We start from the raw sequence: 14,663 nt of genomic DNA on the forward strand, positions 1-14,663 counted from the left end.
TGCCGCCCGCCTCAATTGCCGCTGAGCGCCTGCAGGTGGCCACCGTGGGCCTCGGCGCGCTGGTACGCCGGGCGCTCGCCGATGCGCTTGAGGAAACCACGCAATGCAGGCTTGTCGTCCAAGCCACCGCCACGTGCGGCCGCAGCCTGGATCGGGAAGCTCATCTGGATATCGGCGGCGCTGAAGCGCTCGCCGGCAAACCACGGGCTTTCAGCCAGGCGCCGCTCCATCCAGTCCAGGTGCAGGCGGCGCTGCGGGCCGATGAAGCCGCGCTCGGCCTTGTCGGCGATGCTGCGTGCGATCGGGCGTGCGAAGAATGGCATCGGCGCACTGCGGATGCGCCCCATCACCAGGGTCAGCAGCAACAGCGGCATCGCCGAGCCTTCGGCGTAGTGCAGCCAGTAACGGTAGGCCACGCGTTCGGCCCCGTCGGCCGGCATCGGCGGCGGCGACAACTGGCGCTGGGTGTCGTAGCGGTCGGCCAGGTAATCAAGAATCGCACCGGATTCTGCCAGCACCTGTTCACCGTCCTGCAACACCGGCGACTTGCCCAGCGGATGCACCGTGCGCAGCGCCGGAGGCGCCAGCAACGTCTTCGGATCGCGCGGGTAGCGGCGAAGCTCGTAGTCCAGGCCCAGCTCCTCCAGCATCCACAGCACACGCAGTGAGCGGGAGTTTTCCAGGTGGTGGACGATGCGCATGGGGATGATCCTCGGGGAGGCCCACATCCTACCGTGCCCGCTGCATGCCCTTTGTAGAGTCGAGCCATGCTCGACTGCCTTTGAGAGCAGTCGAGCGTGGCTCGACTCCACAGAACAGCGGGCAATAAAAAACGCCGGAAGCTTTCGCTTCCGGCGTTCTGGCTACCAAGCGGTAGCAGACGGATTAGACCGCCTGCACCTGATCAGCCTGCATGCCCTTCTGACCCTGGACGGCGATGAAGGTAACCTTCTGGCCTTCCTGCAGGGTCTTGAAGCCGGTGCCCTGGATGGCACGGAAGTGCACGAACAGGTCCGGGCCGCTTTCCGGGGTGATGAAGCCGAAGCCCTTGGCATCGTTGAACCACTTGACGGTACCGGTCTGACGTTCCGACATTTTACTAACTCCTGAAACACATGTTGAAAAAAATCGCAGCCGCCGGGTATCGGGGCCGAGACTGAGTTGCAGGCGTTGGTAAAGCGGATCGATGAGCGGATCGTGAGATCAACTGCACCAGGCCACGATTCACGGTGACCCTAGCAAACACAGTGGGTCGCACGATACGCGTGTTTTCTGCAAAAAGCGATAGCCCGCACGTTCATGACAACAGGCCCGCCCCTAGGCGTGACAAGGGCTGGCAGCTTGCCGGGGCTAACTCCGAGTCCCCATTCAGGTTTTTCCTACCCTACACTGGGTAAATGACTGAAGCTGAAACCCACGCTGAACCGGCCCTCCCCCGTATCTGGGTGGATGCGGACGCCTGCCCTACCGTCATCCGCGACATCCTGTTCCGCGCCGCCGAACGGGTCGGGATCGAGCTGACCCTGGTCGCCAACCAGTGGATCCGCACCCCGCCCTCGCGCTGGCTGCGCTCGATCCAGGTACCCCAGGGGCTGGACGTGGCCGACAGTGCGATCGTCGAGCGGGTCGCAACCGGCGACCTGGTGGTGACCCAGGACATCCCGCTGGCGGCCCTGGTACTGGAAAAGAAGGCGGTGGCGCTGAACCCGCGCGGCCAGCTGTACACCCCCAACAACATGGCCGAGCGGCTGTCGATGCGCAATTTCATGGAAGAGCTGCGCGGTGCCGGGGTCCAGACCGGTGGCCCGCCGCCGCTTGGGCCGCGCGACCGGCAACTGTTCGCCGCCGAGCTGGACCGCTGGCTGGCGCGGCGCCCGGTTCGCTGAACGGCCTTATCCGCCCTGGCCGGGCAGGCACAGGCCGCGCTGGCTGCTGAACCGCCGCGGCTCCCCGCTCAACGGATCGTCGAAGGCCAACCCCTGCGCCAGCAGCTGCAGCGAGGGCTCAACCGCCCCCTGTCTCCGCGCCTGCAAGTGCGGGTACAGGTCATCGCCGATGATCGGCGCCCCCAGCATTGCCATATGTACGCGCAACTGGTGCTTGCGCCCGGTGTCCGGCAGCAGCCGATAGCGCCAGACCGGCCCGCCGGCTTCAATCAGTTCGATGCGGCTGCGCGCATTGGGCTCACCGGGCACTTCAGCCATGCGGAAGAACGGCTCGCCCGGCACCAGGCGGCTGTGTCGCTGCAGGGGGAAGGCCACGCCCGGCAGTGCTGGTGCCAGCGCCTCATAGGTCTTTTCGATACGACGCTCGCGAAACAGCCGCTGATAGGCATCGCGGGTGGCCGGCCGGGTCGAAAACAGCACCAGCCCGGCGGTGAGCCGATCCAGCCGGTGCAGCGGCACCAGTTCCCTATTGCCGGTGCGCGCCACCAGCCGCGCCAGCAGGGTCTGCCGCACATGCCCGCCGGCCGGGGTCACCGGCAGGAAGTGCGGCTTGTCGGCCACCAGCAGATCGTCATCCAGATGCAGGATGTGCTCGGCATGCGGAATCACCGCTTCGTCGGCCACTTCGCGGAAGTAGCGGATTTCCAGCCCGACCTGCCACGGCTGGTCCGGCGCCAGCGCCCTGCCCTGCGCATCCTGCACGCGGCCACGGGCGAAGCGGTCCAGCCACTGCGCGCGGTCGATGCGCGGAAAGCGCGCGCACAGGCCGTCAAGCAGGCTGGGCCAGCGCCCCGGCGGCAGCTGCAGTCGGCTGGGCATCGTCATCGCATCGGCTCCGCTGCTGGAAATGAGCACAAGGGGACCATCGTCGACGGCACGCACACAGCACGGCCACGGACACCCCTCAAGCAAACCTCTATCATTGTCGTCTTTAGTCGACGGATCCTCCATGGCCCTCACCGCCACCATACGCAAGGCCGAACTGCAGATCAGCGACATGGATCGCGGCTACTACGCGACCCACAACCTGACGCTGGCCCAGCACCCGTCCGAAACCGACGAGCGCCTGATGGTGCGCCTGCTGGCCTTCGCCCTCAATGCCGGCGACCGCCTCGAGTTCGGCCGCGGCCTGAGCACCGATGACGAGCCGGACCTGTGGGAACACGATTACACCGGCGACATCCTGCAGTGGATCGACCTGGGCCATCCGGACGAATCGCGCATCCGCAAGGCCAGCAACCGCAGCCGCCAGGTGCAGGTGATCAACTACGGTGGCAATGCCTCGGAGATCTGGTGGAGCAAGCAGGGCAAGGGCCTGGCGCGCTTCGACAACCTGTCGGTGATCGATCTGGACGGTGCCTTCGTTGAACAGTGGGGCCAGCAGATCCAGCGCGCCATGCGCTGGAGTGTGCTGATCCAGGACGGCGAGGTGCAGCTGCTCAACGATCAGATGCAGCTCGACGTGATCCCGAACTGGCGCAAGCGCGCCAAGGCATGAGCACCATCCGTTGCGACGTGGTGGTCATCGGCGCCGGCGCGGCCGGGCTGATGACCGCAATCACCGCCGGCCAGCGCGGCCGCCAGGTGCAGGTGATCGACCATGCCAACAAGGTCGGCAAGAAGATCCTGATGTCCGGCGGCGGCCGCTGCAACTTCACCAACACCGGCACCACCCCGGCCAACTTCCTGTCGGCCAACCCGCACTTCTGCAAATCGGCGCTGGCGCGCTACACGCCCTGGCACTTCATCGAGCTGGTGCACAAGCACGGCATCGCGTATCACGAAAAAGAGCTGGGCCAGCTGTTCTGCGATGAGTCGTCCAAGCTGATCGTGAAAATGCTGGTGGATGAGTGCCAGGCCGCCGGCGCGCAGATCCGCACCGGGTGCAGCGTGCAGCGCATCGAGCACGGCAGTGACGGCTTCCGCGTACACACCACTCAGGGGCTGTTCCATTGTGCTTCGCTGGTGGTGGCCACCGGCGGCCTGTCGATTCCGAGCATGGGCGCCACCGGCTTCGGCTACGAGATCGCGCGCCAGTTCGGCCACCAGGTGCTGCCGACCCGTGCCGGCCTGGTGCCGCTCACGCTCAGCGGCACGCATCAGGAGCGGTTGGCCGACCTCAGCGGCGTGGCGCTGCCGATCGAGGCACGTTGCAACGGCAAGCGTTTCCAGAACTTCATGCTGCTGACCCACCGTGGCGTGAGTGGCCCGGCGATCCTGCAGATCTCTTCGTTCTGGCAACCCGGCGACGCGCTGGAGCTGGACCTGCTGCCCGGTCAGGATGCTGGCGAGTGGCTGCGACAGATGAAGCGCGAGCGCCCCGCTGCCGAGCTGCGCACGGTACTGGGCGAGGTGCTGCCCAAGCGCTTTGCACAGCGCCTGTGCGAACACTGGTTGCCCGACCGCCCGGTGCGCCAGCTGGATGAGCCGGTGCTGCGCCAGGCCGCGCAGCTGCTGGGCGCGTTCCCGCTGGTGGCCAGCGGAACCGAAGGCTATCGCACCGCCGAGGTTACCCTGGGGGGCGTCGATACTGCAGAAGTGTCGTCCTCGACGATGGAATCCAAGCGCGTGCCCGGCCTGCATTTTGTCGGCGAGGTGCTGGATGTGACCGGCTGGCTGGGCGGATACAACTTCCAGTGGGCCTGGGCCAGCGGCCACGCGGCCGGCGGCGTGGTGTGAACCACTTCGCCGTTCGGCGCGCGCAAGGGGGCCGCGCATGGACGGTTCGCCGCGCATCGTGTATCTAGGTTCGCAGATTGGGGAGCAGTGCATGCAGAACGCGAACGACATCACCATCCGCCTGCTGATCATCGATGACAGCGGCGAGAATGCCGAAGCCATCGTCAGCACCCTGCGCAACAGCGGCATCGCGGTGCGCCCCTGGCGCCCGCAGGATGCCGCCGAGCTGGCCCAGGTGCTGGCCAGCCAGGCCATCGATCTGGTCCTGGCCTCGCCGTCGCAGGGTATTCCGCTGCCCTTGGTCGCCCAGCACATTGCCGCCAGCGGCAAGGACATCCCGCTGGTGCTGCTGGCCGAACGCATCGACGAGGACGAACTGGTGCAGGCCAGCAGCCAGGGCATCCGCGCCCTCGCCCTGCGCCAACGTGCCGAGCACCTGCTGGCCGTGGTCCGCGACCAGTGGGTCGATCTGCAGGCCCGCCGCGGCCTGCGCCGGATCGAGGCACAGATGCGCGAGACCGAGCGCCGCTGCGATGCACTGATCGCCTCCTCGCGCGACCCCATCGCCTATGTGCACGAAGGCATGCACATCCGCGCCAACGACGCCTACCTGGAGATGTTCGGCTATGAGCAGTTCGACGACATCGAAGGCATCTCGCTGCTGGACATGGTCGCGGCCCAGCATGTGGAGGGCTTCAAGCAGCTGCTGAAGGGCCTGAGCCGTGGCGAGGCGCCGCCGCCGCAGTACCAGCTCGACGCGCGCCACGAGGACGGCAGCGCGTTCCCGGCGACGATGGAGTTCACCGCCGCCACCTACGAAGGTGAATCCTGCCTCCAGGTCGTGCTCCGCCGCCGCATGGAGTTCGATCCGGAGCTGGCGCGCGAGGTCGAGGACCTGCGCCAGCGCGACCAGGTCACCGGCCTGCTCAACCGTCCCACCTTCATGCTGCAGCTGGAAAGCGCGGTGGCCCAGGCCGGCCGCAGCGAAGGCCAGTTCGGCCTGCTGCTGATCGAGCCGGACCATTACGCACGCCTGCTGCCGGACATCGGCCTGGCCTCGGCCGACACGCTGATTGGCGCCCTGGCCGCCCTGCTCACCGAGGTGGTGGGCGAACAGGCACAGCTGGCGCGCTTTGGCGAGCACAGCTTCGCCGTGCTGCAGGCCGGCCCATACGCGCAGACCGTCGCACTGGCCGAGCGTATCCGCGAGGCCTATGCCGCGCATGTGTTCAGCATCGGCGCGCGCTCGGCCACAGTTACCGTCAGCATCGGCGGCGTGCAGGTGGGCGAGAAGATCGCCAGCATCGGCCAGGTGCTGGCACGTGCCAGCGAGTGCACACAGGCCGCGGCCGAACTGGGCAACACCTGCCGCATCTTCGATCCGGCCGCGGTCGACCGTGTCGAGCAGGAGCGCGTGCTGCGCTGGGTTGCGCGCATCCGCGAGGCGCTGGCCGGCGACGGCTTCCAGCTGCACTACCAGCCGGTGCTGAACCTGCAGGGCGAGCCGCTGGAACTGTACGAGGCCTATCTGCGCCTGGAACACAACGGCGAGCTGTTGAGTCCGACCGCTTTCCTTGGCATTGCCGAGGAGCATGGGCTGCTGGCCGACATCAACCGCTGGGTGGTCTCCCAGGCCATTTCGGTACTGGGCCAGCGCGCAGCCGAGGGCCATGCCACCCAGGTCCTGGTGAAGGTGACGCCGGAGTCGTTTGACGACCCGCAGATGGTGGCCACCCTGCGCCGTGAACTGCAGGCACGCAGCGTGCCCGGCGAACGGCTGTGGCTGCATGCGCCGGAAGCCAAGGTATTCACCCACCTGCGCAGCGCCCAGCAGTTCCTGGCCGACGTAGCGCCGCTGGGCTGCCGCATCGGCCTGGAGCAGTTCGGTTCGGGACTGGATTCGTTCCAGCTGCTGGCGCACTTCCAGCCGCAGTTCCTGAAGCTGGACCGCGGCTTCACCAGTGATCTGGCGGCTACCCGCGAGAACATCGACCGCATCAGCCAGATCACCGCGCGCGCGCAGGAAGCCGGCATCCGCACCATCGCCGAGTTCGTCAGCGATGCCAATTCGATGACGCTGCTGTTCAGTGCCGGCGTGGATTACGTGCAGGGCGATTTTGTCGGCCCGGCGCTGCCGGAGATGGGCTTCGAATTCGGGTGATCCCTGCCTGTAGAGCCGAGCCATGCTCGGCTGCCAGGCCCAGGCAAAACTTAGCCGAGCATGGCTCGGCTCTACAGAAACAAAAAAAGGCCGGCGTTCGCCGGCCTTTTCGTTGATCAGGTCATGTCGACCAGGTTGTCGATCTTCACGTCCGGATTGACGTCGGCCTCGTAGTCCACACCCTCCACGCCAAAGCCGAACAGGCGCAGGAAGTCGGCCTTGTAGCCGGCCAGATCGCTGATCTCGTACAGATTCTCGTTGGTCACCTGCGGCCACAGCGCGACGACCTTGCCCTGCACGTCGGCGGCCATCTCCTTGTAGTCGGCGCGCAGGCGGCCTTCCTCATCGATCAACGCGACGCTATGGCCGTCGCCATCGACCAGGTCGTGGCGCAGGCGATCGATCGCCACGCCGTCGGCCTTGCCGCCGTAGAGGATGTCGTAGAGCACGTCCAGCTGCTCGATGCAGCCTTCGTGGGTGCCCTTTTCCTTCATCACCTTGAACAGCAGCGACAGGTACAGCGGCATGGTCGGAATGGCCGAGCTGGCCTGGGTGACCACGGCCTTGAGCACCGACACACGCGCGTCGCCGCCGATTTTCGCCAGCTTCTCGCGCAGGCCCAGCACCTTGTTGTCCAGGTCCTTCTTGGCGGCGCCGATCGAACCGTTCCAGTAGATGGCCTGGGTGATCTCCTCGCCCACGTAGGTGAAGGCGGTGGTGGTGCAGCCGTTGGCCAGCACGCCGGCATCGGCCAGCGCGTCGATCCACATCTGCCAGTCTTCACCGCCCATCACCGCAACGGTACCGGCGATTTCTTCCGGGGTGGCCGGCTGCAGGTGGGTCTCGGTCAGCACTTCCTTGTCGGTATCCAGGCCACGCAGCGTGATCGGCTCGCCGATCGGCTTCAGCGTGGAGCTGATGACCTCGCCGGTCTTGGGATGCTTGCGGCGCGGCGCGGCCAGGCTGTAGACGACCTGGTCGACCTGGCCGAGATCGGCCTTGATCATCTCGATGGTCCTGGCCTTCACTTCATCGGAGAAGGCATCGCCATTGATGCTCTTGGCGTACAGGCCGGCTTCGTCGGCGTACTTGTGGAACGCCGCCGAGTTGTACCAGCCCGCCGTGCCCGGCTTGGTCTCGCTGCCCGGGCGCTCGAAGAAGATGCCCAGGGTCGCCGCGCCACTGCCGAAGGCAGCGGTGATGCGCGCGGCCAGGCCGTAGCCGGTGGAGGCGCCGATCACCAGCACGCGCTTGGGGCCATTCTGGATCGGCGGACGCGCGCGGATGTAATCGATCTGCTGCTTGACCGCGGCCTCGCAGCCGGTCGGGTGGGTGGTGACGCAGATGAAGCCGCGGACGCGCGGTTTGATGACCATGGATACCTCGGGTTGGCAGATGCGGCGCGCGTGGCGCTCAGCAGGAGTACGGGCGCGCGCCTGCGCGCGCGAACCGCAGGATCGTAGTGCGCGGGGGCCGATTGCACAACCGACGCTGGCGTAGGGTGGGGTTTGTTCTGCAGGGTTGCACCCTGCACCCGCTGGAAGCCAGAGCCAGAGCAAAAGCGGGTTTCCTGTGGGATGGCGGGGCGGGTCCGGTTGCGGGGGACGCCGTAAACCCATCCTTGGGGGCTTGGCCGCGGCATCCATGCCGCGGACACCCCCGCAACCGGACCCACCCCGCCTTCGACAGTTTCCTGCGACCTGTCGGAACGGCGTCCGCCTCTGGTAGGTGTCGACCTTGGTCGACACGGATGAATTCATTCGATATCTGACAGATGTGTCGACCAAGGTCGACACCTACCAACAGCCGCAGGAAATAATCTGGGGCAGAGCCCCCTGAGTCAGGGGGCGGCCGCGAAGCGGCGGGGGTCTGGGAGCTGGTAAGTGGGGCCCACGGTTCGCGCAGCGAAGCGTGGGAGCGACAGCGCGCATGCGATGACGCGTACCAGCCCTGCAACACAAAAAACCCCGCTTGCGCGGGGTTCTCTGTGTGTTGCATGCCGCAGGTGATTACGGGCGACGGGCCAGAGCCTCGACGTCCTTTGCCTTGGGCAGCAGGTCCTGCTTGCTGACGCGCAGGAAACCGATCGTCAGCATCGGCACCGCCACCAGGATCGAGGACAGCACCACGATCACCGCACCAATCATGTGCGTCTCGGCCAGGCCTTCCATCGAGCTGCCGCCGTACAGGTACAGGGCCAGCGCCGACAGGAAGAACATCACCGCGGTGATCACCGTACGCGACAGCGTCTGGTTGATCGAACGGTTCAGCACTTCCATCGAGTCCACGCGCAGGCTGCGGAAGTTCTCGCGGACGCGGTCGAAGACCACGATGATGTCGTTGATCGCAAAGCCCATCACCGACAGCAGGCCGGCCAGCACGGTCAGGTCGAACTCACGGCCCAGCAGGGACACGTAAGCCACCGTCACGATCAGGTCGAACATCGCCACGATGCTGGCGGTGACCGCGAACTTCCATTCGAAGCGCACCGCGATGTAGATCAGGAAGCCGGCCAGCATGAAGATGGTGGCATACAGGCCATTCATCGCCAGGTCCTTGCCGATCTGCGGACCCACGAACTCGTTACGCAACACCGTGGCCTGGTTGTCGGCCGACGACAGCGCCTTCACCACAGCCGCAGCGGTCGCCTTGTCTTCGGTGGCGGCAGCGCCGGTACCCGGGGCGTGCTCCCCGTGCGGAGCCAGGCGGATCAGCAGGTCGGTGTTGCCACCGACACTCTGCACCTGGGCGCCATCAAAGCCATTCTGCTCGAGCCTGGTACGGACCTGCTCGACGTCCACCGGCTTGTCGAAGCGGGCTTCGATCAGGGTGCCGCCGGTGAAGTCCAGCGCGTAGTTGAAACCCTTGAACGCGATGATGCTGATCGACGCCAGGAACACCACGATGGTGACTGCCATGGCGACATGGCGCCAACGCATGAAGTCGATCTTGGTGTCGTTCGGGAGGATGTGCAGCGGAAACAGTTTCATTGTGCGTGTCGTCCCGTCAGATGGCCACGTTCTGGAGCTTCTTGCGGCGGCCGTAGATCAGCGTCGCCAGCGCACGCGACACGGTGATCGCGGTGAACATGGAGGCGAAAATACCGATGATCATGGTCAGCGCGAAGCCCTTCAGCGGACCGGTACCGAATGCGAACAACGCCACACCGACGATCAGGCCGGTCAGGTTGGCGTCGAGGATGGTGCCCGAGGCTCGCTCGTAACCGGTCACGATCGCGGTCTTGCCCGGCACGCCGGCACGCAGCTCTTCACGGATACGCTCGTTGATCAGCACGTTGGCGTCCACCGACAGGCCAACCGACAACGCCAGGCCGGCGAAGCCCGGCAGGGTCATGGTCGCGCCGAACAGCGACATCACCGCCACCACGATCAGCAGGTTGAACAGCATCGCCGCCGAGGTGATCACGCCGAACATGCGGTAGTACACGCTGAAAAACACCAGAGTGAACAGGAATGCGAACACCACCGCGCGCATGCCGTTCTTGACATTCTCGGCACCGAGGCTCGGGCCGACCACACGCTCTTCGACGAAGTCCATCGGCGCGGCCAGCGAACCGGACTTCAGCAGCTTGGCCAGGTCTTCGGCTTCCTTCTTCTGCAGGCCGGTGGTCTGGAAGTTCTTGCCGAACACGCCGTTGATGTTGGCCACCGAGATCACTTCCTCGTTGACCTTGAAGCCACGCACTTCCTGGCCGTCAACGACGGTCACGGTCGGCACGCGTTCGGTGTAGACCACCGCCATCGGCTTGTTCACGTTGGCGCTGGTGAAGTCGAACATGCGCTGGCCGCCGACATTGTTCAGCGTCACGCTGACCGCCGGCGAGCCGCTGTTGGAGTCGGTCACCGCCTGCGCGCCGACCATCTGGTCGCCGGTGACGATCACGCGCTTGTTCAGCAGGATCGGACCGCCGCCGTCACGGCGCTGGTAGACCTTGGCTTCCGGCGGGATGCGGCCGGAGCTGATCGCGTCCTGTGCGTTGCCTTCCACCACCGCGCGATATTCCAGGGTGGCGGTGGCGCCGATCATGCGCTTGGCTTCGGCGGTGTCCTGCACGCCCGGCAGCTGCACGACCACGCGGTCGGCACCCTGGCGCTGGATGATCGGCTCGGCCACGCCGAGCTGGTTGACGCGGTTGCGCAGGGTATTGATGTTCTGCTCGATGGCACCGTTGGCGATCTGTGCGATCTCGGCTTCCGGCACGGTCACCGTGATGCGGCTGCCACTGACGTCATAGCCGAGGGTCGGCTGCGCCTTGACCAGGGCGGCGCGGGCACGCTGCGCGGCGTCATCGCCGGCGGACGGGCTCAGGTTGGCCACGATGCTGTTGTCCGCACGGCGCTCCACCGACTGGTAGGCGATGCGGGCGTCACGCAGGGTGCTGCGCACGTCTTCGGTATAGGCATCCAGGCGCTTGTCCAGCGCAGCCTTCTGGTCGACCTGCAGCACGAAGTGCACGCCACCCTGCAGGTCCAGGCCCAGCACCATCGGGCGGCCGCCGAGCTTGGACAGCCAGTCCGGCACGGTCGAGGCCAGGTTCAGGGCCACGGTGTACTTTTCACCGACGGTGTCACGCAGCGCATCGCTGGCCGCGGACTGCGCCTTCAGGTCCGGCAGGCGGACGATCAGGCTTTCCCCTTCCTTCTCGGCACCGAGGGTGGTGACACCGGCCGTCTTCAGGTCGGCCAGCACACGGTCGCGCAGCGCATCGTCGATCTGCCCGCCACGGTTGGCGGTGATCTGGATGGCCGGGTCCTTCTGGTAGATGTTGGGCAGCGCGTACAGCGCGCTGAGCGCCAGTACGATCAGGATGACGACGTACTTCCAGCGTGGAAATTCGAGCATTGCTTGGGTCCCGCGCGGCGCCATCCCCGGCGCCGCGGTTGTGCATCGGAAAGGGAGTGGCTTACTGGGCCGACTTCAGGGTGCCGGCCGGCAGCACGTTGCCGACGGCGCCCTTCTGCACGCGGATGCGCACGTTGTCGGCCACTTCGATGGTGATGAAGTTGTCGCCGATGTCGGTGACGATGCCGGCGATGCCACCGTTGGTCAGCACTTCGTCGCCACGCTTGATCTTCTCCAGCATGGCCTTGTGCTCCTTCTGCCGCTTCATCTGCGGGCGGATCATCAGGAAGTACATGATGGCGATCAGGATGATCGGGAACAGCAGCGTGGTCAGGCCCATGCCCTGCGGTTGGCCGCCGGCGGCCTGGGCGTGGGCGGCGGGAATCAGGAAGGCAAGCAGGTTCATCGTTGGTCCTTTGGTTGGGCGGCGCTCCCGTCCCTTCAGGGGCGGGGGTGTCGACCGCGGATCTGGGTCAGCCTTGAAGTATGCCACGGCCCCAGGCGTTCGTCCTTGGGCCGTTCGGCAGGGGGCATCCGGAGTTACAGGGGCGGGGCCACCGCCCCACGTGCCGCGTAGAAGGACTCGCGGAAGGCCAGGAAGGTTCCCGCCTCGATCGCGGCCCGGATGTCGGCCATCAGTTTTTCGTAATAGAACAGGTTGTGCAGGGTGCCCAGCATCGGCGCCAGCATCTCGTTGCAGCGGTCCAGGTGACGCAGGTAGGAGCGGGTATAGCCGCCGGTGCAGGCCACGCAGCCGCAGCCCGGTTCGATCGGATCCATGTCGCGCGCGTACTGGGAATTGCGGATGCGAACGGTGCCGAACGAGGTGAAATAGTGGCCGTTGCGCGCATTGCGGGTCGGCATCACGCAATCGAACATATCCACGCCGCGGGCCACGCCTTCCACCAGGTCTTCCGGCCGGCCCACGCCCATCAGGTAGCGCGGGCGGTCACCGGGCAGCTCCGGGTCCAGGTGGTCGAGCATGGCGTTGCGCTCGTGCTCCGGCTCGCCCACGGCCAGGCCGCCGATGGCATAGCCATCGAAGCCGATCGCCTGCAGGGCCTCGGCCGAGCGGCTGCGCAGGTCGGTATGCACCCCGCCCTGCACGATGCCGAACAGGGCTGCGTCGTTGCCCAGCTCGTCATGCTCGTTGCGGCTGCGCTGGGCCCAGCGCAGGCTCAGCTCCATCGAACGGCGGGCAACATCCTCGGTGGCCGGGTACGGGGTGCACTCGTCGAAGATCATCACCACGTCCGAATCGAGCACCTTCTGGATCTTCATGCTCTCCTCCGGGCCCAGGAACACGCGGGCACCGTCGGTGGGCGAGGCAAAGGTCACGCCCTGCTCGGTGATCTTGCGGCGGTGGGCCAGCGAGAACACCTGGAAACCGCCGGAGTCGGTCAGGATCGGGCCGTCCCAGCGGCAGAAGCCATGCAGGCCACCGTGGTCGGCGATGATGTCCAGGCCCGGGCGCAGGTACAGGTGGAAGGTGTTGCCGAGGATGATCTCGGCGCCCAGCGCACGCACCTGGTCCGGCAGGATGCCCTTGACCGAGCCATACGTTCCCACCGGCATGAAAGCCGGCGTTTCCACCGTGCCACGCGGGAAGGTCAGGCGGCCACGACGGGCACGGCCATCGCGGGTCTTGAGCTGGAACTGCAGTCGGGACATGGAGCGGTCGTTCAGGCAAATAGTCGCCTATTGTCTCCCAAAACCGGGCGCGGACGAACCCGTGACCTGTCTGCGCCGTTCAGCGCCCTGTCCGCTGGCGCCAACGCTGCGCCAGCAGATCGGCCAAGGCCTCGGCCTGGATCGAATTCAGGATGTCGTTATGGTTGGCCGAGACGCTGTCCTCGCCGGCAATCACCCATACCGGCCGCTGCTGCATCGGCACACAGCCCTGGCCGGGTACACTGACCGCGCGCAGCACGAAGCGACCATCGGCCAGGGTCGCGGTACAGGCATCCGCTGGCGAGGGTCGACAGGCATCCCCTGTATTGCAGACCTTGGCACGGTGGGTCTGCCGCTGGCGGTCAAAGCCGATCGGGGTATCGCGGAAGGCGATCCGGTAGCCCCAGCCCACCGCCTTGTCCCCCTGCGCCTGCAGCACCGTGACCTTGCGATGCTGGCGCAGAGCGTCTGCTGCCGTGATCGAGATCGCTCCGGCGAACGCAGGCGATGCCGCCCACGCTGCGACCAGCGCCTGTTCGACCGCGTCGAACTCGCCTTCGGCCACCGCCGGGTTGAGCATGAAGTACTCGAAGCCGTGCAACTGCTCCTGCGCCAGCCCGCCCTTGATCGCATGGAACAGCGCCGAGCCGCCAAAGCTGTGGCCGATCATGTAGACCGTACGCTCGGGATGCTGCTCGCGCAGCATCGTCACCACCTGCGCCAACCCGCCCTCACCAACGGTTACCGATGCGCACTTCCGGTCCCATACGGTCAGGAAGTCGCTTGGCTCCCAGGCCAGCGGGGTGTCGATCGAATCGCCCCGCCAGCCCACGTAGAGCCCTCTCACCGGCGTTCCAGCCTTGGCCTCGACGCTGGCAAGGAACTGGTCAAAATCGGTGAAATTGCTGTCGTTGGGCGATGCGTTGTGGTGCCAGCCGTTGATGAATACCACCACGGGCAGCTCGGCCGGCTCCTCCGCCAGCCAGTGCTGCAGGCGGTCGAACTGGCCCGGCCAATGGAACCGCCCTGCATCATCGATCTCGATCACCATGCGCTCGCTGCGCGCCGGTGCGACGAGTCGCACGGCCTCGTGCTCGGGCCAGTAAGCGACATCGGGCACGCTGGTACAGGACGAAAGACCGCACACGATCAGGCACAGCCCGGCAATCCGCCGCATGAGCGCTCTCCTTGATGGGGCACAGGCCCCTCCCCGGGGTCTGCGCGCTGCGATCCTAGCCTGCGGTCACGGGCACTGGACGACCGCCTGTCGGAAGGTCCAGACTGCCGCTGCGATGTATCGAACCGGGGGGGAACGATGCTGCACCCAGCACTGCGGGCCGGCT

At 66.3% G+C, this 14,663-nt stretch carries 13 protein-coding genes; 4 read left to right on the forward strand and 9 right to left on the reverse strand.

The features are described 5' to 3' along the window. Positions 1 to 11 precede the first annotated feature (11 nt). Positions 12 to 701 (reverse strand): glutathione S-transferase family protein, encoded by a 690-nt coding sequence (locus AC5YGJ_RS05910; protein WP_496186047.1) that lies wholly within the window; start codon positions 699 to 701, stop codon positions 12 to 14. 184 nt (positions 702 to 885) lie between these two features. Continuing rightward, positions 886 to 1,095 carry a cold-shock protein gene (locus AC5YGJ_RS05915; RefSeq protein ID WP_005416210.1) on the reverse strand — a complete coding sequence of 70 codons (210 nt, stop codon included), beginning with the start codon at positions 1,093 to 1,095 and terminating at the stop codon, positions 886 to 888. A 302-nt stretch (positions 1,096 to 1,397) separates the two neighbouring features. On the opposite strand from AC5YGJ_RS05915, the gene AC5YGJ_RS05920 reads away from it, so the two are divergent. Next, the gene (locus tag AC5YGJ_RS05920) at positions 1,398 to 1,886 is read left to right on the forward strand and encodes a YaiI/YqxD family protein (protein ID WP_496186048.1); all 489 of its coding nucleotides are present in this window, start codon (positions 1,398 to 1,400) and stop codon (positions 1,884 to 1,886) included. Positions 1,887 to 1,892: 6 nt separating this feature from the next. Here AC5YGJ_RS05920 and AC5YGJ_RS05925 read toward each other — a convergent pair whose 3' ends face one another. Beyond that, positions 1,893 to 2,771: a pseudouridine synthase gene (locus AC5YGJ_RS05925; protein WP_496186049.1), complete on the reverse strand. Its 879-nt coding sequence runs from the start codon at positions 2,769 to 2,771 to the stop codon at positions 1,893 to 1,895. Positions 2,772 to 2,895: 124 nt separating this feature from the next. On the opposite strand from AC5YGJ_RS05925, the gene AC5YGJ_RS05930 reads away from it, so the two are divergent. From AC5YGJ_RS05930 to AC5YGJ_RS05940, 3 genes are all read left to right on the forward strand, one after another. Continuing rightward, positions 2,896 to 3,444 (forward strand): YaeQ family protein, encoded by a 549-nt coding sequence (locus AC5YGJ_RS05930; RefSeq protein WP_249844283.1) that lies wholly within the window; start codon positions 2,896 to 2,898, stop codon positions 3,442 to 3,444. Further along, complete coding sequence (locus tag AC5YGJ_RS05935) at positions 3,441 to 4,625, forward strand: BaiN/RdsA family NAD(P)/FAD-dependent oxidoreductase (protein WP_107232700.1); 1,185 nt, start codon at positions 3,441 to 3,443, stop codon at positions 4,623 to 4,625. The genes AC5YGJ_RS05930 and AC5YGJ_RS05935 overlap by 4 nt, the downstream gene beginning before the upstream one ends. 91 nt (positions 4,626 to 4,716) lie before the next feature. Then, positions 4,717 to 6,786, forward strand: coding sequence for an EAL domain-containing response regulator (locus AC5YGJ_RS05940; protein WP_496186050.1), 2,070 nt, complete (start codon positions 4,717 to 4,719; stop codon positions 6,784 to 6,786). A 116-nt stretch (positions 6,787 to 6,902) separates the two neighbouring features. Here AC5YGJ_RS05940 and fabV read toward each other — a convergent pair whose 3' ends face one another. The 6 genes from fabV to AC5YGJ_RS05970 form a co-directional block, all read right to left on the reverse strand. Beyond that, entirely contained in the window at positions 6,903 to 8,162 is a 1,260-nt protein-coding gene (fabV, locus tag AC5YGJ_RS05945) for an enoyl-ACP reductase FabV (protein WP_309333919.1), read from the reverse strand. 633 nt (positions 8,163 to 8,795) lie between these two features. Then, positions 8,796 to 9,776 (reverse strand): protein translocase subunit SecF, encoded by a 981-nt coding sequence (gene secF / locus AC5YGJ_RS05950; RefSeq protein WP_496186051.1) that lies wholly within the window; start codon positions 9,774 to 9,776, stop codon positions 8,796 to 8,798. A 16-nt stretch (positions 9,777 to 9,792) separates the two neighbouring features. After that, a complete protein-coding gene (secD, locus tag AC5YGJ_RS05955; RefSeq protein ID WP_249844288.1) occupies positions 9,793 to 11,649 on the reverse strand; it encodes a protein translocase subunit SecD in 1,857 nt (618 codons plus the stop codon). Positions 11,650 to 11,710: 61 nt separating this feature from the next. Then, entirely contained in the window at positions 11,711 to 12,055 is a 345-nt protein-coding gene (yajC, locus tag AC5YGJ_RS05960; protein ID WP_006434333.1) for a preprotein translocase subunit YajC, read from the reverse strand. 134 nt (positions 12,056 to 12,189) lie between these two features. Then, positions 12,190 to 13,320, reverse strand: coding sequence for a tRNA guanosine(34) transglycosylase Tgt (gene tgt, locus AC5YGJ_RS05965; RefSeq protein WP_496186052.1), 1,131 nt, complete (start codon positions 13,318 to 13,320; stop codon positions 12,190 to 12,192). A gap of 79 nt (positions 13,321 to 13,399) precedes the next feature. Further along, entirely contained in the window at positions 13,400 to 14,497 is a 1,098-nt protein-coding gene (locus tag AC5YGJ_RS05970; protein ID WP_496186053.1) for an alpha/beta hydrolase, read from the reverse strand. Positions 14,498 to 14,663: the final 166 nt, after the last annotated feature.

Source organism: Stenotrophomonas sp. CS3K5, from assembly GCF_059515225.1.